At 43.9% G+C, this 21,043-nt stretch carries 13 protein-coding genes; 7 read left to right on the top strand and 6 right to left on the bottom strand.

Going from position 1 to position 21,043, the window contains the following annotated elements:
* Positions 1-3 precede the first annotated feature (3 nt).
* From I6E84_RS07215 to I6E84_RS07205, 3 genes are read left to right on the top strand one after another with little or no spacing between them, the layout of a single operon-like run.
* The gene (locus I6E84_RS07215) at positions 4-765 is read left to right on the top strand and encodes a molecular chaperone (RefSeq protein ID WP_197217151.1); all 762 of its coding nucleotides are present in this window, start codon (positions 4-6) and stop codon (positions 763-765) included.
* The gene (locus I6E84_RS07210; protein WP_197217149.1) at positions 716-3,175 is read left to right on the top strand and encodes a fimbria/pilus outer membrane usher protein; all 2,460 of its coding nucleotides are present in this window, start codon (positions 716-718) and stop codon (positions 3,173-3,175) included. The genes I6E84_RS07215 and I6E84_RS07210 overlap by 50 nt, the downstream gene beginning before the upstream one ends.
* Positions 3,175-4,197: a spore coat U domain-containing protein gene (locus I6E84_RS07205; protein WP_197217146.1), complete on the top strand. Its 1,023-nt coding sequence runs from the start codon at positions 3,175-3,177 to the stop codon at positions 4,195-4,197. The genes I6E84_RS07210 and I6E84_RS07205 overlap by 1 nt, the downstream gene beginning before the upstream one ends.
* Positions 4,198-4,769: 572 nt before the next feature.
* Here the strand turns inward: I6E84_RS07205 and I6E84_RS07200 are convergent.
* The 6 genes from I6E84_RS07200 to I6E84_RS07175 all read right to left on the bottom strand — a co-directional run bounded on the left by I6E84_RS07200 (position 4,770) and on the right by I6E84_RS07175 (position 14,991).
* Positions 4,770-6,557 carry an aspartate:alanine exchanger family transporter gene (locus tag I6E84_RS07200; protein WP_197217145.1) on the bottom strand — a complete coding sequence of 596 codons (1,788 nt, stop codon included), beginning with the start codon at positions 6,555-6,557 and terminating at the stop codon, positions 4,770-4,772.
* A gap of 9 nt (positions 6,558-6,566) precedes the next feature.
* Positions 6,567-7,946, bottom strand: coding sequence for a glutamate decarboxylase (locus I6E84_RS07195; protein ID WP_197217143.1), 1,380 nt, complete (start codon positions 7,944-7,946; stop codon positions 6,567-6,569).
* Positions 7,947-8,296: 350 nt separating this feature from the next.
* Positions 8,297-9,766: an efflux transporter outer membrane subunit gene (locus tag I6E84_RS07190; RefSeq protein ID WP_197217141.1), complete on the bottom strand. Its 1,470-nt coding sequence runs from the start codon at positions 9,764-9,766 to the stop codon at positions 8,297-8,299.
* Between the two features lie 146 nt (positions 9,767-9,912).
* Positions 9,913-11,031 carry an ABC transporter permease gene (locus I6E84_RS07185; protein WP_197217140.1) on the bottom strand — a complete coding sequence of 373 codons (1,119 nt, stop codon included), beginning with the start codon at positions 11,029-11,031 and terminating at the stop codon, positions 9,913-9,915.
* Positions 11,032-13,803, bottom strand: coding sequence for a ribosome-associated ATPase/putative transporter RbbA (rbbA, locus tag I6E84_RS07180; protein WP_197217139.1), 2,772 nt, complete (start codon positions 13,801-13,803; stop codon positions 11,032-11,034).
* A gap of 114 nt (positions 13,804-13,917) precedes the next feature.
* Complete coding sequence (locus tag I6E84_RS07175) at positions 13,918-14,991, bottom strand: HlyD family secretion protein (protein WP_197217138.1); 1,074 nt, start codon at positions 14,989-14,991, stop codon at positions 13,918-13,920.
* A gap of 689 nt (positions 14,992-15,680) precedes the next feature.
* On the opposite strand from I6E84_RS07175, the gene arcD reads away from it, so the two are divergent.
* The 4 genes from arcD to arcC all read left to right on the top strand — a co-directional run bounded on the left by arcD (position 15,681) and on the right by arcC (position 20,798).
* Entirely contained in the window at positions 15,681-17,117 is a 1,437-nt protein-coding gene (gene arcD, locus I6E84_RS07170) for an arginine-ornithine antiporter (protein ID WP_197102690.1), read from the top strand.
* Positions 17,118-17,261: 144 nt separating this feature from the next.
* On the top strand, positions 17,262-18,506 hold the full coding sequence (gene arcA, locus I6E84_RS07165) for an arginine deiminase (RefSeq protein ID WP_197217137.1): 1,245 nt from the start codon (positions 17,262-17,264) through the stop codon (positions 18,504-18,506).
* An 89-nt stretch (positions 18,507-18,595) separates the two neighbouring features.
* A complete protein-coding gene (locus I6E84_RS07160; protein WP_197217136.1) occupies positions 18,596-19,606 on the top strand; it encodes an ornithine carbamoyltransferase in 1,011 nt (336 codons plus the stop codon).
* 238 nt (positions 19,607-19,844) lie between these two features.
* Positions 19,845-20,798: a carbamate kinase gene (arcC, locus tag I6E84_RS07155; protein WP_197217135.1), complete on the top strand. Its 954-nt coding sequence runs from the start codon at positions 19,845-19,847 to the stop codon at positions 20,796-20,798.
* Positions 20,799-21,043 lie beyond the last annotated feature (245 nt).

Raw genomic sequence — 21,043 nt, 5'->3', positions numbered from 1 at the left:
ACCATGCCGAGTCTCTGGTTACGCCGTGTTGCGAAACCTGCTGTTATCTCTAGTTTGCTATTGTCTTGTAGTGGAGCGATGGCAAGTGGCCTACAGGTCTCTCCCATCTCTTTAAGCTTGCAAGCTAGAGAAAACGCCAGTGGCCTGACCCTTAGTAATTCGAGTGACGAAGTGATAAATGCGCAAGTGCGCGTTTATCAGTGGTCACAAGATGAAACAGGCGATCAGCTCGCTCCCTCACGAGGATTATTGGCCAGTCCGCCAATGATTGAGCTCAACCCCGGTGACAAACAACTGGTTCGAATTATCCGTGCTAAGGCACCTCCGCAAGGAATGGAAACTAGTTATCGGATTTTGGTTAATGAGCTACCGATTAAGTCCCCTAAGCAAAAGAGTGGCTTGCAATTTGCGATGAGCTACTCTTTACCTGTATTTGTACAGCCTATTGGTATTGTTGAGACTAGTCCACAATTGAAATGGCAATATACCTTGCTACCAGATGGCGAACAGATTACATTACGCGTCCACAATAGCGGCAATGGTCATGCCAAGTTGATTGGCCTGAGCGTTGTAAATGATGCGGGTAATAATATTAATATACATCAAGGTTTACTGGGTTATATTTTACCAGATGCCACTATGAACTGGACACTGAAAGTACCGCCCTCCGGCCTTATAGCGGGTGCGATAGCCGGTAAATTCAAGGTAACGATCAATGGCACTGAGACAATACAAGACGTTACGCTGGACACTTCCGATCGCTAAAATAGCCTTATTGCAAACTTTAATGATACCTATCAGCCATGCCATCGAACCAAACGATATCACGGCGAGCTCTACAGACCTTACCAACGACAGTCTCGCACAGCTTGATTTAAACCGTGAAAATCGTGACGCAAAGGGTTATCCAGATAAGCTTGATCTCTATTTAGAGGTTAAGCTTAACGGAACGGACAAAGGTTTAGCACATTTCGAATACTATAATGAGCAATTATGGGCAAGTGCAAACGTATTGCAGCAACTCGGCTTTATATTATCACCCGATACTATCGAACCAAGGCCGCTAAACACTCTATCTGACATCAAGATTGATTATGATGCACGCCAGCAAACGGTCAGCCTTATTGCACCACTAAACATACTTAACCTTTCCACGACCATCGTTAATACCCGCAATAGCAGACGCACAAAACCGACCGCATCACCTGGTATTCTGTTAAATTACAACCTTTATGGTACACAAACACAGGACAACGCGACCAGCTTAAGTGCTTATACAGAACTGCGCGCGTTTAATGACTTTGGTGTATTAAGTTCTACTGCCCTGACAACTGGCAATCGTTTTGCTGATAGCGCTATTAGTAGCAAGGATTGGGACAGCCGCACGGTGCGATTGGATACCAGCTGGAGTAAATCATTTCCAGATAAGTTACTCACTATCAGAGCCGGCGACATACTCACAAGTACACTATCCTGGACAAGGTCCACACGCTTAGGCGGACTGCAATTTGGCAGTAACTTTGACCTGCAGCCCTATATTGCCACCACGCCTCTGCCGTCATTTTTTGGCTCGGCCACGCTACCCTCAGCGGTAGAGCTCTATGTTAATGGTCTCAAGCAATACAGCGGCGACATACCTGCCGGTCCATTTGAGCTTAATACAGCTCCCAGTTTTAGCGGCGCGGGCAATGCCCAGCTCGTCTTGACTGATGCGTTAGGACAAAACACCACGCTTAATTTCTCACTTTATGATGCCCATCGTTTACTACAGCCAGGGCTGTCCGATTGGTCAGTAGAGCTCGGTACCGTACGCCAAAATTATGGCCTCAAATCTTTTGATTATGGTAATGATATCGCCGGCTTTGGCACTTGGCGTTATGGAGTCAGTGATCGCTTTACCGCAGAGACCCATGCTGAAGTGACTGAGGGGCTTAGTAATGCTGGTGTCGGTGGCACTTGGTTATTAGGTAGCAAAGGCGGTGTCTTATTTGCCTCACTAGCGGGTAGCGACAGCCAAGGTGAAGGTGGATTGCAATACAGTGCAGACTACTCTTGGAATAATAGTCGCTTCCATATCGGTCTCAATGCCACTGGTACTCATGGTGACTACCGTGACGTCGCCACACGTTACGGAAATGCTCCCAACAGCCGAAGTGAACAACTCTCAACAGGTTATAGCACCCAATCTCTAGGCAGTTTTGGTCTTAGTTATAATCAGGTCGCTTTTACGCAGCAAGAGACCTCACAATTTGCCAGTGCCTCTTGGCGAAAGTCCTTTGGGAGACGACTGAGTCTGAACGCCAATTACAATCATGATATCCATAATTCTGCCAATAACAGCGTCTCTTTTGGGGCCTCGCTATCCTTAGACCATAATATCTCGCTGAATAGTAGTGTGCAGAGCACTAACGAGCGTCATTCCTTGGTAACAGATGTGTCGCAATCAACACCAAATGCGGGCGGCATAGGCTGGCGTGCGCAAGCAAGGCACAGTACGAGTAACAACAGCAGCACCGATGGCTTAGCCGAATTGAATTATCTTGGTCCATACGGTCGATTACAAGCTGGTATCAGTAGCAACAACGATAATTATTCTACTTATGCTAGCGGTACAGGCGCGCTGGTCATGATGGGTGGAGGCTTATTTGCTGCCCGCCAAATCAATAATGGTTTTGCCGTGGTCTCCACTGATGGTATCGCCGATGTACCAGTGCTGCTGCAAAACAGTCCCATAGGTACAACGAATAAGCAGGGGCTATTATTGGTAACACCATTGAACGCTTATCAAGACAATAAAATTGCTATTAACCCTATGGACTTGCCCGCTGACCTGCACATTGACAAAGTGGATATTGAAGCAACGCCGACTGACCGTGCTGGAGTATTAGTAAGATTTGGCATCACACCTGTGCGCTCTGCCTCTGTCCTCCTTACCGACAACGTTAACCAGCCATTACCGCTTGGCAGTCAAGTACGGTTACTTACGAACAAAGATGCATCTTCAGCAGTTATTGGATTTGATGGCGAAGTCTATTTGGATACCTTAGATGAGCACAATGTACTAAAAGTAATCATGCCCTCTAGTGATAGTTGTACGGTCAGCTTTGATTATCATAAACAGGGCGATGATATTCCACTCATCGGTCCTCTCATCTGTCAAAAGGTAAAAGAATAATGAAGTTTTTAAGATGGAAATATAGTATATTTTTGATAGTAGGTGCATGGTGGTTACCATCAGGGAATGCTTATGCTGTACCCAATGTTACGTGTGAAGCAGGTATGAATACAGCAGTGGGAAGTACCGGTAAAGTGAACATTAGCGATTCTATCACCCCCGCCAACGCCGATGATGCAAGAATTAGTGCTACATTAAACTATAGATGCACCAATAGCGGCTCCGCAGGATATGTATCGGTTTGCCTTGCAGTAGACGGTGGCAATAATAACAGCACTTACCCTCCGCGTTACATGAAGAATGGGTCTGTCGATTCAAACTTGGCTTTTACCATGACATTACCAGGAAATATTGATTGGGGTACCCGAAATTCTAGTGGTTCTGAATTCAACTCAGGCTCACTTGCTATTGCCGAAAACTCATTTATCTCAGGCAGCGTAGCTATTAACGTCTCTTTGCTCTCAAACTATAACAATGCCCTCGCAACATCCGGAACTTACACCAACGATTTCAATGGCAGTCATACCGCATTAACGTTTAGGGCTAACGACACCTCATCTGACCTTGATTGCTCAACGGGTAACTCAGGAGTAGAGATGTTCCCATTTACCGTTCAAGCAACCGTAATTTCAAGCTGTTTAGTTACCTCTACTGCTGATATCAATTTAGGTTCTCATTCTGCAAATAGAAACAATATCATGGGCGATAATTCTAGCGCGATTGGCGTGACCTGCACCAATGGTGCACCCTATAGTATTGGCTTGATGCCATCCAACAATAATGTCAATGGTGCTGGTATGATGAGTGGTACTGGCAACAATACCGATAAAATACCTTATCAATTGCGTTCAATTAATGAAGTTATATGGGGAAATACTGCCACCTCGAATAACGTCGGGAATGGCGTACTAGGTACTGGCGATGGAACCTCTCAACTAAAGACTGTATACGTTACTGTTCTCAGTGCCGACTTTCGGCCTGATAAATACTCTGACATTGTAAGCATTCAAGTCAATTATTAATAGCTTCTGCTTTACTAATAGTTCTAACATTATAAAGGCTGCTCTACTTCTCGTGCTCAATATATACGTCAATATTAAAAATATATAGGTACAAACAATATTTCTTGTAAGCAATATTTGCTTATTTTTATAGTAGAGCCGCTATTCTAACGACATAGAATTGTTGTTAAATATGTTGTTAAAATTAATTATAAAATTTCTGTATAGGTTGGTATTAAAGACTCTTAGACTTATAGCCCACTCTTGGTGGGCGCACCAATAAATATTATCAGAAGTAATAAAAAAACCTCATAGCCTATACGCTGTGGGGGTTTTTTATTACTTAATATGTCAAAATCATAACTTTATATAACAGTATTTTAAGGGTATATCTAGCAGATATCTGAAAATACTTTTAAACGGAATATCAAACTGCTAATTTCAACGCTCATTCTTTAGAAGGTTAATGCTCCAAAAATCTTGGGGCAGTTCAGTATAAGATCTATAGCTTTCTCAGGCCTTTATTATTAGGTGAGATTGTCAATATTAGAATTTTGAAATAATCATTGTCTACTAATTTCAGTCCTAAAAACTCAAGATAAAATCATCGAAATATAACCGCCAATCAAAGCTAAGACGGTCGTAAGCGCATAACTGACAGGGTAAGGTATAGCAGCAACTGAACTTTTTGACTCTTCCATAATGGCGTTTAGTCCAGGTGTACTATTTCTAGCGCCAGTTGCGGCACCATCAGCAATGATTGAGTTAAGTTTAAAGAATTTCACCCCTATCCAGAAGGCAACGAGCGGTGGTATTAACGCACCTGCTATTCCGATTGCTGCTAGCCATAATAGAGTATCACCATGTAAGGCTGTAATGACTTTAGGCCCAACATTGGCGGCTAAAACTGCCACAAAAACGTTTAAACCAAAATCTTGCAAGAAACTTCTGGCGCCTTCATGTATCGGACCACCAAACTCAGGGTTGCGACTGCGAAAATAACTAACGGCAATCCCAGCAAGAATACACCCTGCTGAAGTTCCTAGTGCAAATGGAATACCTGCAATTCGGACCGTTATAATACCGACTAAATATCCGATAACCATCGCAACGGCAAGATAAATTATTTCAGACTTCATGGTTGGTAATATTACTCGTCCTCCCAAGCGTTGCCCTGCCATATTTAAAGCCACATCCGGACCTGCTAGTCTAATCACATCTCCGAAATAAATCTGTGTTTTAGGACCTAGGGGGATTTCATTACCTGCTCTAAATAAAGCTTGAGCAGTAACACCTCCTATTCCAAACTCGCTGAGGTCATGAATGTTTTGACCTGAGATATCATGAGAGCCGATGTGAATATCTGCAACTTCTATAGGAACATTGCGGGCCAATTGATCATCAGCTTCAGGTCCGATGAGCTCATTGTCTACAAAAATTAAATCATGAATATTGGCTCTAACCGTAACGATATCGTTCAGTTGAACGATAGGATCATCTGATAACGCTACAATCGCGCCACTTCTAACCAAACGTAAAATAGGCGCTTGCGGATACTCTTTGACTAACGCTGAGATACTTTTGCCAACAATGTTTTTGTGAGTCACATAAAAGGCTCGTAAATCATACGGTGAAAAACCCAGTGTTAATGCCTGAGGTGCTCCAGGTAAAGGATCTGTCGCACCGCCATTATAATTAACTTCAGCGGCTTTAGCCTCTTTAGCAGAGTTGTAACCAAAAATCTTAGGTAAATAGCGAATGAGTAAAATAATACCAACAGTGGATAAGACATAGCTAACGGCATAGGCTGCAGCCATATTGGCACCAACTTCTTCCGCTGTTATTCCTGACGGTGGTATATAGGCACCACTCGATAAAGCGCCTTGCCCCACTCCTAGTATGGCCGTTATGGTATAGCTACCAGAGATAAGTCCTGTTGCGTATCCAGGTGCTAAGCCTGCAAACTTTGCCCCAAAAAAGCAAATAATCCAGTTTAGTGACCAGACAATGACGCCGATACTAATGAATGCCAAACCACCTTTTTTTAATCCAGCAAAAAACTGAGGTCCAACTTTAAGCCCTAAAGCATACATAAAAAGAAGGAGCATAAAGGTTGAAAGAACCCCTGGTATGGCATAAGTAATATCATAAGCAGATTGTGCAATCATCGAAAGCACAACCCCTACCAGCAAAGTACCTGCTGTTGACCCTAAAGAGATATTCTTGATGCTACGATTACCAATATAAGTACCTAAAGCTAATGATAACAAGATAAATACTATGGGCTGATTATCCAGCAGTTGAAAAAATCCATGTAAGCCTGAAGCAGTAACAGGCTCTATCTTATCGAATATCTGACCGACTACAGTAGGATTACTCATAATGCTCTTCTATGTGTGATGAAAGGTACGAGTAGAGCTAGAATGTGAAACTGGATGCGCTTTATAGCATTCAACAGCGGCTTTAATATCACGTAATAACAACGCGGCCATATCTCGACTGATACCATGACGAATTAGAATACGTTGAATGACGGTGTCCTGACGATCGTTTGGTAGTGGATAAGAGGCTATTTGCCAACCATGTTGGCGAACTTTGTCAGATAAATCATAGAGATTGAAACCCCAGTCTCCTTCTTTTAGGGTATAACTAAGAGCAGGTAAACCACCTCGTCCATCATAAAACATCTCAAACGGACCTAACTTTGAGATTTCATCTGCCAACCATTGAGCGGTATCCACACAAGCTTGTTGAACACCTTTATAACCCTCAAATCCTAATCGTAAAAAATTATAGTATTGCGCGACAATTTGACCACCTGGTCGAGAAAAGTTAAGCGCAAAGGTTGCCATGTTTCCACCTAGATAATCTACATAGAATATCAAATCTTCTGGCAAGTCTTCTTCTGAGCGCCAAACTACCCAGCCGACACCTAGTGGTGCCAGACCGTATTTATGACCACTCGCATTGATAGACTTCACTCTATCGATACGAAAATCCCACTCAAGTTCAGGTTGAATGAAGGGCGCTATAAATCCACCCGAAGCGGCATCTACATGAATAGGTATGTCCCATCCTTTTTCGCTTTGAATATCATCTAGCTCTTTTGCCATCGCAGCGACGTCTTCATACACACAAGTGTAAGTCACCCCTAAGGTAGGAATGACACCAATGGTATTTTCATCAACATAGTCTTTTATTTTTTCGGGATTGGTACTAACCTCATTACCTTCAAGTGGAATTTGACGAAGCTCAACATCAAAATACCGCGCAAATTTATGCCAACAAATCTGTACTGGCCCAACGACCAAATTGGGCTTTGAGGCATCTAATCCTGCTGCTTCGCGTTTTTGACGCCAACGCCACTTCATGGCTAATCCGCCAAGCATGCAAGCCTCTGATGAGCCAGTAGTTGAGCAACCAAGAGTCGTATGAGCTTGTGGGCTATTCCATAGATCCGCTAAGATATGAACACAACGCGCTTCCATTTCAGCAGTCTGTGGATATTCATCCTTATCAATCATATTTTTATCGACACATAAGTCCATGATGTCATGAACCTCATCTTCCATCCATGTCGTACAAAATGTAGCCAGATTCTGCTTGGCATTGCCATCGAGAAGTAGCTCGTCTTTTATAAACTGAGCAACAACTTCTGGCTGGGTACTGTTTTGAGGCAATTGAAATTTATTGAGTAGCGTATTACTCATTGGGTCTTCATAAACGTCTTCGCTAATAGGATCTATCTGATTTCGGTTGTGTAAAGGCATAATCTAACGTTCCTTTATATGATTGAAAAATCATTGTGTGTGTCGACCTATAAATATTAGATACCTTTGCAAGGTTAGAATATGTTGCCTTATTGTTAAGTTAAATTTATATGAAAGTTATGTTATTGTTAAACAAAGTAATATTTATCTTAAATAAATATTTAAATTAACTAACTAAATTATGGGCTATATTTGTAGGCATTAACTTGGAAAATCATAGTTACGCAACCAGACGATAATAACTAAACTGCATTTTTAGTGATATCGCTGATGGCTTCGAATCTTGTTTGGTAGTCTTGGTGATAGTTCTACAGTTTTTTCAACATAGATCACTCATAAGCTATCTGAATTTACGATGCCTCCGCAGTGACATCCTCTCCCCATCCTCCTCCTAGTGATTTATAAAGGTTCAGTAGCATTTGTGCTCGAGCAAGCTGCGAGTAAATCAAGTTTTCTTGTATTTGTTCCGAGTCGAGCTGCGCTGTCAGAGCTTCATCTAACGTTTGATAGCCATAACGAAACAGCTTTTCGGCATCGCTGGCACGCTTGGCAGACTGCTGATAGGCCGTATTCAGCAATTTTTGTTGCTGCTGTAGAGCCTGATGTGCCTGATAGGTATTATCCACCTCACCAAGCGCACGCAGTAGCCTTCGATCATACTGTAGCAGCGCCGTTTGCAATCGAGCGTCTGCGCTGTCAATATTGGCCTTAATCCGACCGTTCGTAAAAATGGGAACTTGTATACCCACACTCAATATACTGCCCCAACCTTTCAAATCTGGCACATCACTGTCAACGTCAATGCGTCCGCCTTGACCTAAAAAACGAATGGAGAAACGTGGCAGCAGATCGGCTTTGGCACTTGCCAGTTTGGCAGAATAGGCATTGACTTGTGCACCATAGGCACGCAGATCTGGACGACGTTCTAGCAACCCTTGAGGCGTTTGGCCACTGGGCGCACTCGGTTGATAATTGAGAATGTCCACAGTCGTAGAAGGCAGCTCAAAACCTTGCGGTACTTGCCCGATAAGTACGGCTATGCTACGTACGTGCATTGCATACTCTGCATTGATTGTGCTTTTTTTCGCACGCATGGCATTGAGTTTACTTTGGACATTATTAACTTCATACATGGTGACTTGACCCGCTTGAAAACGCCCTTTTATATATCGCTCAAAGCGCGTCAATATCTCTACATTGCGGGCGGTAATGACTTCACGCTGCTGGGCGGCACGGGCTTGAAAATAGTGATCAGCAATTTGATCTGCCAGTAGCATTTGCGCGCCATATATTTTTTCTTGTACACCCAACGCCGCATAACGGGCGGCATCAGCATCACTTTGTTTTCTGCCAAATATATCTGGCTCCCACGCAGCAGAGAATCCCGCATTAGCATGACTGCTATCTATATCTTGGTGCGTCTCCAGCAGCGCTGTACTAGCACCCAATAGACGACTGAGGTTGTCATTTGCAGACAGATGAGCCGAACCATTTATAATGCCCGCTGAAGCATTGGCGCCAGCTTGTGGCCCAAGATCAGCAGTGGCAAGACGACTGATTGCCACTGCTTCTGCGAAACGACTTTCAGCGATTCGGATATCGGGACTGTCTTGTAAGCCTTGCTCTATTAGGCGACTTAATAGCGGATCTTGCCATTGTCGCCACCAGTGGCTAATTTCTGGACTGCCCTTCGCCGCTTTGTTTTCGTCAAATGTCGTCGGAATAGAAATGTCACTTTGGCGAACAACCTGTGTGCTTTGGCAGGCGCTTAAGATCAAGACCAATGCTCCCAAACTCACAATTTTGGATAATGGAAACATGCGCTTCTCCTCCTTATCTTCTCTATCATTATTTTTAATTCAGTGCCATGGTCGAATATCAAACACGCCCTATAACGTCTCTTAGGATATCGGTATACGTATGACTGGCTTTTATTGAGCCAAATTGGGCCAGCCTGTTTTGCACATTATCCTAGCTTTTCAAGCATCGCTTTAAATCGTACTAAAGCAAAAATAAGAAACACGACGCCGATACCTGTCATGACTAATAGCTCAGGCCAAACAATGTCCAAGCCAGCATTACGGAATAAAACATTTTGAGTAAAGCTGACAAACTGAGTCGTGGGCCAATACTCGCTTATCATTTGTGCCGCTTCGGGCATATTGCTGCGCGGTGCTATAGAGCCAGATAAGAGTAATGATACGACTAAGACAGGCAACATCAATAAGGCAAACTGCGGCATACTCGGTGCCATGGTTGATAGCATAATGCCGAGAGAAGATATGGAGAACAGATACACGACCACACCACTACCGAATAAAAGCAGCGACCCGTTAATGGGAATGCCAAGCAGATACTGGACCACAAAAACCATCGATAACATGGAGGCACATAAAATCACCAAGCTATTGGCAAGTATTTTTGAAATCACGATTTCTGTTGTATTGACTGGCATCACCAACAGATGCTCGATGGTGCCACGTTCGCGTTCACGGATAACGGCAGCACCGGACAACCCTATTGCCAAGAGCGCAATCATATTGCAGACTTCCATAACTGGTGTGTACCAGTAGCTGTCTCCGTTTGGGTTAAATATCATGTTCAGTACTGGCTTGACCAATAACGGTGGATCGGCTTGTTTTAAAAAATCACTCACTTCCTGATTAAATATTTGGAGAATATAGGCTTGCCCAATACCTGCTTGAGTCATGGTGGTGGCATCAATTAACAGCTGAACTTGCGGTTTTCGTCCAGCCAGCACATCTCGTTCAAACCCAGGTGGAAATTCCAGCACAAAAATAAGCTTGCTTTTGTCCATCAACTCATCGACATCTTCGCGTTTCACATCGACAGGAGGCAGAAAGTAAGGTTGTTGTAGAGCATCTCGAATTTGTCTGGTCAGGGCTGTGCGGTCTAAATCTATAATACCTACAGGCGCATTACGTACATCCGTATTGATGCCTTCTGCCACAGAATAAATAGTGACAGAGAACACGAAGCCAATCATGAGAAACAGTATCTTGTCTCCAAACAGACTGCGCAATTCTTTGATGGTCAACGTCCAGATATTTTTAAAAGTCTGCACTTATACCTCCTGCTTTTTCAGGAAAATAGAGGCAAATGTGATAAATGCCAAGGCAAAAGCGGTCAAAACCATGTACTCCGTCAAAAAACTGGACCAACTCAGTCCTTTAGTAAAGCCGCCAATACTGATACGCTGATACCAAGATGCGGGGAACCCGACCCCAATGGCATAAGCGATGCCGTCCATACTAGAGAGCGGGTACAACAACCCAGAGTAGTTAATGGTGGGTATCAGAGTGACGATGGCTGTGACAAACAAGGCGGCAACCTGTGTGCGAACCAAACTAGACACTAAAAGCCCCAGTCCTGTAGACACATAGACCAACAGCAATGCGCCAAAAGACATCGCCAAAAAAGAGCCTTTTATGGGCACTTTGAACCAAAATATGGCCATGAGCACAAGTATGAGATAATTGATCAGTCCCAGAACGACATAAGGTAGCTGTTTTCCAAGTAGGTATTGAGGCACACTGGCTGGTGATGTGTAGAGGTTTGATATCGAGCCAACTTCACGCTCACGTACCACACCCAGCGTGGTCATCATTGCCGGAATCAACATGAGTATCATCATTAGCACACTGGGAATGACCGCGTTCACACTTTTGAAATCTTGGTTATACATAAAGCGTGGAACCACTTCAGCGGCAGGGTCTAAGTCGATAGGCAAGCCAGTATCTTGAAGAAGGTCTTTGATATATATCCTCATAATCCCTCCTACATAGCCCTCAATATTGGCCGCATTGAATGGCACTGTCCCATCAATATAAAAGCTCGCTTCTGGTTGTCTATTGGCCAATAAATCACGTCCATAATCCACTGGAATATCAATAACCAATTGCGTCTCAGAGCTTCTAAGCGCGTATTCAGCGGCCTTTATAGAGTCTACGGGTGACGTAGATGTAAAATATTCTGAGCCCGAAAAGTACTCCGTCAACTGTCGACTTTGTGCAGAGTAATCTTGATCCAGTAGCGTATAAGGTAAATCGTGCACATCAAAAGAGATACTCCAACCGGTCATGACCATCAAAATAATGGGCCCAACGATAGCAAAGAACAGCCTGATTTTATCGCGTAATAGCTCTTTAAATTCGCGCGTGGCAAATGTCCACACAGTGGTAAACCAATACTTAAGCGTGTCGGTTTTGTCGGTTTGACTATCAGGTTCAGACGCTATGATCGCTGATTCTGCTGACGTATTTTCAGTCGTGTCGTTTTGGCTGGTGGGTTCAGTGTCATTTTTTTCATCTTCGAGCAGATACTCTACAAAAGCTTCTTCGAGATCCTCCGCTTGTTTATTATGTGTCAGCTCTGTCGGTGTACCAACGACCAGCACGCGACCACGGTGCATAAAAGAGATACGATCGCATCGACTGGCTTCATTCATAAAATGAGTAGAGATAAATATCGTGATTTTATCTTCTCGTGAAAGCGTCAATAGCTGTCGCCAAAACATATCACGAGCACCAGGATCGACGCCTGAGGTTGGCTCATCCAAAATCAATACTTCGGGATGATGTAGACAAGCCGCTGCCAGCTGTAATCGTTGGCGGATACCCAGTGACAACGAGGCTGGCGCTGTATCCGCCACGGCACTGAGGTCAAATTTATCTAATGCATCCTTTACAGCTTGCTGTCCACGCTCCCCTTCTATTTGATAAAGGGTTGCATGCAGCTCTAAGTTTTGACGTACGCTCAACTCTTCATAAAGCGAGAAAGACTGCGACATATAACCGACACGCATTTTTGTCGCTATATCATTTGCATCGATAGATTGACCCAGCAGTTTGGCTGAACCCTCTGTTTTATCAATCAATCCAGTCAGCATTTTCATCGTGGTCGATTTGCCACAACCGTTAGAGCCTAAAAAACCAAAAATCTCACCTTTCTCAATACGAAAGCTGACATTATCAACCGCTGTAAAGTCTCCAAAACGCTTGGTTAGGTTTTTTGCCTCAATAGCGGGCGGTGCATCAGGATCAGGGACAAATGGCGTGATAACCAACGCGCCTGCATTCGTTTGTTTCTCTGGTGGCAATAGCTTAATGTAGGCTTCTTCAAGTGACGTGACATTCAGCTCTGTCATAACGGTTTGCGTCCGCTGATTGGCTAAGAGCTTGCCATCATCCATCGCTAGCAGGTATTCAAAATTTTTGGCTTCATCAATATAGGCTGTCGACACGATGACCGTCATCTCTTGACGTTCAGCTTGTAGCGAGGCCACTAATGACCAGAATTGACGGCGTGATAAAGGGTCTACCCCTGTGGTTGGCTCATCCAGAATCAGTAAGTCAGGATTGTGCACCAATGCACAGCATAAGCTCAGTTTTTGCTTCATTCCGCCTGATAGCTTGCCAGCCGCACGATCAGGAAATGGTGCTAACCCAGTTGCCTCAAGCAAACGGGCTATTCGTACATGGCGCTCATGTGCATTCAATCCAAACAGTCGCGCATGAAATTCCACATTCTCATATACCGACAGGGTTGGATAAAGATTATGCCCTAAGCCTTGTGGCATAAAGGCGATATGTTTTGACAGCGCCTCACGTGCAGATTTTTCTGCCATATCCTTACCGAATACTTGCACGGAGCCATTTTGAATGACCTTGACCCCTGCAATAAGAGACAACAACGTTGATTTCCCAACACCATCAGGACCAATTAGCCCAACGGTGCTCCCTTGTAAAATATTTAGGGAAATATTATCAAGAGCAACCGTCTTGCCATATGTATGCGAAACAGCGTTAATTTCAACGGCGGTATGTTGGCTATCCATACGTTATCTCTCAGTTTGTATCGTTAATTTATTCATAAAGATCACTCTTCGGTTGTAAAACCCTCTGAATAATTTATGACCTCATTTTCTGCTGTCATACTCGAACGTGAGAAACTAGGATTGGCCTTTTTTAGGAAGGTTTATAGCAAGGTTACTCGGCCATACTACGTCGGTATTGCTACGCACATAACCATTACCTGTCATGCCGCCTTTGAGTAGGCCTTTGTATTCTTTGGCTATTTCAACAGGCAACTTGATACGCACTTTAAACATGAGCTTTTCGCGCTCGTTCTGTGTTTCTACTGACTTGGGCGTAAACTGTGCTTGTGATGCAATAAACGAGACTTTTGCGGGCCACACACTGTCCAGACCATCCAGCACGACTCTCGCGTCATTACCAACTTGTAAGCCACTCATCTGCCCGTTAGGTAAAAAAATAGTCATAGATACATCTTCTGTGTCTAGCAGGCTGACCATTTTGCTGCCTGCTGCAATCACGCTACCAACCTCGGCAATTCGGTATTCCACACGGCCCGCTTTAGGACTGCGTATCAACATATCGTCATTCATCGATGCTGCAGATTTTTCTTGAGCTTTGGCCTGATTGACACCAGCATTTGCTTCTGCTACTTGAGCATCGATTTGTTGAACAGCTGCCTGTGCTTCTGCGTACGCTGCTCTCGCCGCTTGCACGACCGCAACCGCGCCATTATATGCCGCTTGGCGTTTGGTCACTTCTGAATCTGACACCAAATCTTCGCGGCGCATCTTGCGAGCATTATCCAACTCCATTTTGGCTATTTTTTGCTGTTCAATCTGCGCATCGATTTGGGCGTTGGCACGCGCCATTGCCTGCTCTCCTTGCTTACGACCCGCCCGTGCCTGCGACACCATTTCATGTGCGCGCTGCTCGGTTGCCTGTGCCGCCACTAACTGACTTTCGCTTTGTGAAGAAGACAGCTTCACAAGCAGCTGATCGACTTCGACATCCTCTCCTTCCGCCACCAGCATTTGCTCGACTCTACCTGGATAAAGGCTAGCAATATCAAACCGCTCAAGCTCCAATCTACCATTTGAGCTGACTATTCCTAGCGGTAGGGCTTGTGCAAGCTGCTGCTGTTGCCAGTAATACCAACCGGCAGCAGCGGCCACGACAAGCAATAGAACCAAAACCCATGCTTTTTTCATAACGGTTCCTATATATTATTTATATGCGGAAATAAAACAAAAAACAACCAACCCATACGTCTTTTAACCGTATTAGGGCATGTCCTCAATTTAAAAATTTTAATGATTTTTAGTATAGGGCGTGTTGAGTGTAGGAAATCAGCTCAAGCACACCTCGTGTCGATCACCATGACGGGCAATATTAGCGCTTTGTGAGCACAAGACACTTTTTACGCTAATGCAGGATGCTGAGTGATGTATATAAGGTGTTCGGCAATACAGTTGATTCATCGGATATTGGGCCGATTAGGACACGACCTAGTCAGAAATACCAATAAATCCATAATTTTATTGTGGTTATGGTTATGGTACTCGATACCACCTCAATAAACCATCAGAAACTGAATCTATTCTCAATCATCATACGTTCCACAAAATCTAACCTTATGAGCTTTAGCCTATCTGAGTTATAGCTTTTACAAAAAATACTGCCGTGAAAAATACCTTTGCCGTCAAATACCACGGCTGTTTGGTTGATATAGACACATAGAAATTACAAGCAAAAATCATTCATCTAGCAAATATATAATAATCCATGCTAATATTATGGGGTTTTCATATATTAAACAATGTTTTTAAGTATTCTTCAAGGCCATATCTATTTTGTTGCTTTCATATATTTCTCAATCAGAGAGTAAAAGGTCGTCACCATGTCTGAAACAACGCATAATCCATCCGAGAAAAATCTAAACTTTACTGCACTCATTGCCCTTGTCGTAGGCTCTATGATAGGCGGTGGTATCTTTTCATTACCGCAAAACATCGCTGAAACCGCAAGCCCTGGTGCGTCCTTGATTGGTTGGATCATCACTGGCATCGGTATGCTGATGCTTGCCTTCGTGTTCCAAAATTTAGCACATCGCAAGCCTGAACTTGACAGTGGGGTTTATGCCTACGCGCAGGCAGGCTTTGGTAACTATATGGGCTTCAACTCTGCATGGGGCTACTGGCTCTCTGCTTGGTTGGGCAACGTCAGTTACTATGTGCTGATATTTAGTACGCTGGGTTATTTTTTTAATGTGTTTGGAGATGGTAATACCCTAACTGCATTGGTGGGTGCCTCTGTATTATTGTGGGCATACAACTTCATGATTACCAAAGGTATCCAGACGGCTACCTCAGTCAATACGTTGATTACGATCGCCAAAGTGATACCGCTGTTCACCTTTATTGTCATTATTTTTACGGTCTTTAATATGGATCTTTTTAATAGCGACTTTTGGGGCAGAGAGACGGATCTAGGGTCAGTTCCTGATCAAGTTAAAAACATGATGATGGTGACGGTATGGGTATTTATTGGTATTGAAGGGGCTAGTGTCTATTCTGCACGCGCCAAAAAACGCTCTGATATTGGCAAAGCCACCGTATTGGGGTTCATTTTTACGTTAGTGCTATTAATGCTGGTTAACTTTTTAGCGATGGGTGTTAGATCCCTCCCTGAGCTGGCAGCGATGAAAAACCCGTCGATGGCTTATTTGCTAGAGTATGCCGTTGGCCCGTGGGGCGCGACCTTTATATCAGTAGGTTTGGTCGTCTCGCTACTCGGTGGTTTATTGGCTTGGACGCTATTTTGTGCCGAAGTTTTATTCGTTGCCGCCAAAGACGAAACCATGCCGAGGTTCTTTTATAAGACAAATGCCGTTGATGTACCGGTAAATGCACTATTGGTGTCTTCTGCAGCGACACAGCTATTCTTAGTCATCACCTACTTTAGTAAAAGCACCTATAACAATATTTTTTATCTGTCCACTTCCATGATTTTGATTCCCTATTTCTTTTCTGCTGCCTATGGATTTTTGGTGGCCTATCGCAAAGAGGGCTACAAACCATCCGAAAGCGCCACAAAAGATATTATTATTGGGGTAACCGCGCTGTTTTATAGTATTTGGCTGTTGTATGCCGCTGGTATTCAGTACTTTTTACTATCCGCTTTGTTGTATCTTCCTGGTGTGGTTCTCTATATAAAAGCACGCAGAGAGCACAAGCATCAGCTGTTCAATACAGCCGAAAAAGTGGTGCTAGCAGTCATTACTGTCAGTGCCATCTATGCAGCCTATGGCCTCTACAGCGGTACGTTAAGCTTGTAGTGACCCTATTAAATAAAACGCCTTACCGTTGTAATCACCAGAAAAATCCGTTCGTCGTAATCGTCACATCAGTTGCTTTTTTAGATTGTTCGTCCTCTAAACAGTGGTGAGATAATCGCACCCAAATCGCATAAGGATACAAAAATGTCTGACAAATCTTTAGGTGTTCATTCAGAAGTCGGTAAATTACACAAAGTTATGGTGTGTTCTCCAGGTCTTGCCCATCAAAGACTGACACCGCAAAACTGCGATGATTTATTGTTTGATGATGTAATGTGGGTTAGCAAGGCCAAAAGTGATCATTATGATATGGTCACAAAGATGCGAGATCGCGATATTGAGGTGGTTGAGATGCATCAACTGCTCGCACAAACCCTTGATAATAATGATGCCATGCAGTGGATTATGGATCATAAAATCACTGATAATCACGTCGGTACTTTATTGGCTGGCGAAGTGAGAGATTGGTTAACCAAACTTGAGCACAAGAAACTGTCTTCATTTTTAATTGGCGGCGTCACCACTGAAGAGTTACCGAATGATATTGGGGCATCACTCAAAAAATTATCCGCACTGTCAGGTACGACTGAGTTTGTATTGCCACCACTGCCCAATACTCAGTTTCCTCGCGATTCCTCAAACTGGATATATGGCGGTGTGACGCTCAACCCGATGTACTGGCCCGCTCGCCAGCAAGAAACGCTCCTTATTTCTGCTATTTATAAATTTCATCCAGACTTTAAAGGTGCTGATTTCAAAATTTGGATGGATGATACTGAAGAAGATCTCAGTGGCTGTAGCTTAGAAGGTGGTGATGTCATGCCTATCGGCAACAAAACCGTGCTGATTGGTATGGGTGAGCGAACGTCACAACAAGCGATTACCAGACTGGCCAAGACTTTATTCATCGATGGTTCGGTTGACCATATCATCGTAGCAGCCTTACCTAATCAACGTTCTGCAATGCACTTGGACACCGTATTTACGTTTTGCGATATTGATTTGGTCAATGTGTTTCCAGCAGTGACAGATCATATTACGACCTTTCATATTCGTCCTGATGAAAGCAAGCCACACGGTATAGATGTGCGCGAAGATGACAGACATTTTTTGAAAGTGATAGAAGAAGCCGCAAGGGTCGATAAATTAAGAGTGGTAGAAACAGGCGGCAATAGCTACGAAGTTGAGCGTGAGCAATGGGATGATGGTAACAATGTCCTTGCCCTTGAGCCAGGCGTTGTCATCTCTTATGACCGCAACACTTATACCAACACGTTACTGCGCAAACAAGGCATTGAAGTGATTACGATTCCAAGCTCCGAGCTGGGCCGTGGACGTGGTGGTGGTCACTGCATGACTTGCCCTATCATTCGCGATCCAACGAATTAGGGCGTATTGAACCCTACCTCCTCATAGCGGCGCCAAATACAGTGATAGTCCATCCAAAATAAACACATACTAAAAATTAAGGAATTATCATGAGTTTCAATCTTCACAACCGTGATCTGCTGAGCCTTATGCATCATAGTGAACGCGAGCTTACCTATCTTTTGGATATGGCTCGTGACCTCAAAAGAGCGAAATACTCAGGCACAGAACAAAAGCATCTTTTAGGCAAAAATATTGCGCTAATCTTTGAGAAGACCTCAACCCGCACTCGTTGTGCTTTTGAAGTAGCGGCATATGACCAAGGTGCCAATGTGACGTTTATTGGCCCGAACTCATCACAGATCGGCTACAAAGAGAGCATGAAAGACACTGCTCGTGTGTTGAGCCGTATGTATGATGCCATCGAATATCGCGGGTTCGGTCAAAAGATTGTCAATGAGTTAGCAGAATATGCGGATATTCCTGTCTTTAATGGCCTAACGAATGAGTTTCATCCCACACAAATGCTAGCAGACGTAATGACCATGCGTGAGCATACCGATAAATCAATCCATCAGATTAAGTATGCTTATTTTGGTGATGCACGTAATAACATGGGCCGCTCATTATATTTAATGGGCGCTAAGATGGGTATGGACGTACGCCTTTGTGCCCCTAAAGATTTGTGGCCTGAAGCAGACTTTTTAGCCACTTGTGCAGACTTTGCCAAAGCATCAGGCGCGCGTCTGACTATCACCGAAGACGTAAAAACGGCGGCAAAAGAGGTTGATTTTGTTCATACCGACGTATGGGTATCGATGGGTGAGCCTATTGAGAGCTGGGCGGAGCGAATCGATGCGCTAATGGCTTATCAAGTCAATATGGATCTAATAAAAGCCACTGGCAATCCAAACGTGAAGTTTATGCATTGTTTGCCCGCTTTTCATAACTCAGATACCGAGGTTGGTAAAAAAATAACTGAAAAATACCCACAGCTCGCAGAGGGTATCGAAGTGACCGAAGAGGTATTTGAATCCTCTTACAACATCGCATTTGAGCAAGCCGAAAACCGTATGCATACGATTAAAGCCGTTCTAGTCTCGGCGCTTGGTAATATCTAATGTATAACATTAGCAACGCGTGCTACCGGGGCGTGCCCTCAATTCAATCGATAGTCATCTAAATAGGTTAAAAGTGGCTAAATCTTGCCAAACGGCGTCAAATAGCTGACTAATATCTCGATATTATCTGCGCTATTTTTCTTGTTTGACTGCCATTTATCTCATTTTTATCACTATTTTTGAAATGAAGACACGCCCTGATATGACGTTAACTGAAGACAATGCGTAGGGAAATATCATGAGGTTACTAATTGCCTTAGGTGGTAATGCTTTATTAAAACGTGGAGAGCCGCTGTCTGCTCACAACCAACGCCAAAATATCAAGACGGCTGTTGAACAAATCAGCAAGGTCACGGAGGGTAACGAGTTAGTTATTGCTCACGGTAATGGCCCTCAAGTTGGTTTGCTTGCGTTGCAAGGCGCGGCTTACACTGAAGTCGATACTTATCCATTAGACGTTTTGGGCGCAGAAACGGAAGGTATGATTGGCTACATCATCGAGCAAGAGCTTGGGAATGTCCTGCCGAGAGACTCATCCATTGCCACCCTACTCACTCAAGTAGAAGTCGACCGTAAAGACCCTGCTTTTAACAATCCAACCAAGCCTATTGGCCCTGTATACTCAAAAGAGGCAGCAGAAAAGCTAAGTGCGCAAAAAGGCTGGGTCGTTAAAGCCGATGGTCAATATTTTAGGCGAGTGGTTGCAAGCCCTAAGCCCAAAAAGATATTTGAGCTAAAACCCATACAGTGGCTGCTTGAAAAAGGCGCGATTGTGATCTGTGCAGGTGGTGGTGGTATCCCAACGGCATTTGATGAAGATGGCTGTTTGCAAGGGGTCGAGGCAGTAATCGATAAAGATTTGTGCGCCTCGTTACTTGCCCGTAGCCTTGAATGTGAGTTATTGGTGATTGCCACTGATGTGGCGTATGTTTATACAGACTTTGGGACTGACAAACAACGAGGCATCTTGCAGGCGCATCCAGATGCTTTAAGTGAGATTGATCTTCCTGCGGGTTCTATGGGGCCAAAAGTTGCAGCAGCTTGCGAGTTTGCGCGTGCGACTGGAAACACCGCCATCATCGGCTCACTGACCAATATTGGTCAGACACTTGATGGAGGTGGCGGTACTCGTGTCTCAACGGAGTACGAAGGCCTCACATATGCCGCTGTACCTCCGAAAAACACAGCATAACTCCTCGATTTAATCTGTAGTTCTAAGATATAAAATATTTTTTGAGTCGTTCCTGAAATAACCGGCTTAGCAGTTTGCTCATATTTGACGGTATCTGCTAATTTTCTCTTCTCAATATCAATGTTTTTAATTTCGATATCTATTGCCGTTGCTGGGACTGAAGGTGGTTTTCTAAATCTAAGCTAGGCCATGACACTATAAATCTCTTACACCTTTCAACAAACTACCAACGGTTGAGGTACAAA

It is taken from the genome of Psychrobacter sp. SCQQ22, assembly GCF_015864605.1.
Classification (GTDB): Bacteria; Pseudomonadota; Gammaproteobacteria; order Pseudomonadales; family Moraxellaceae; genus Psychrobacter; species Psychrobacter fozii.
Note: the sequence above shows the minus strand (reverse complement) of the source record. Positions and strands in the feature narration are given on the sequence as shown.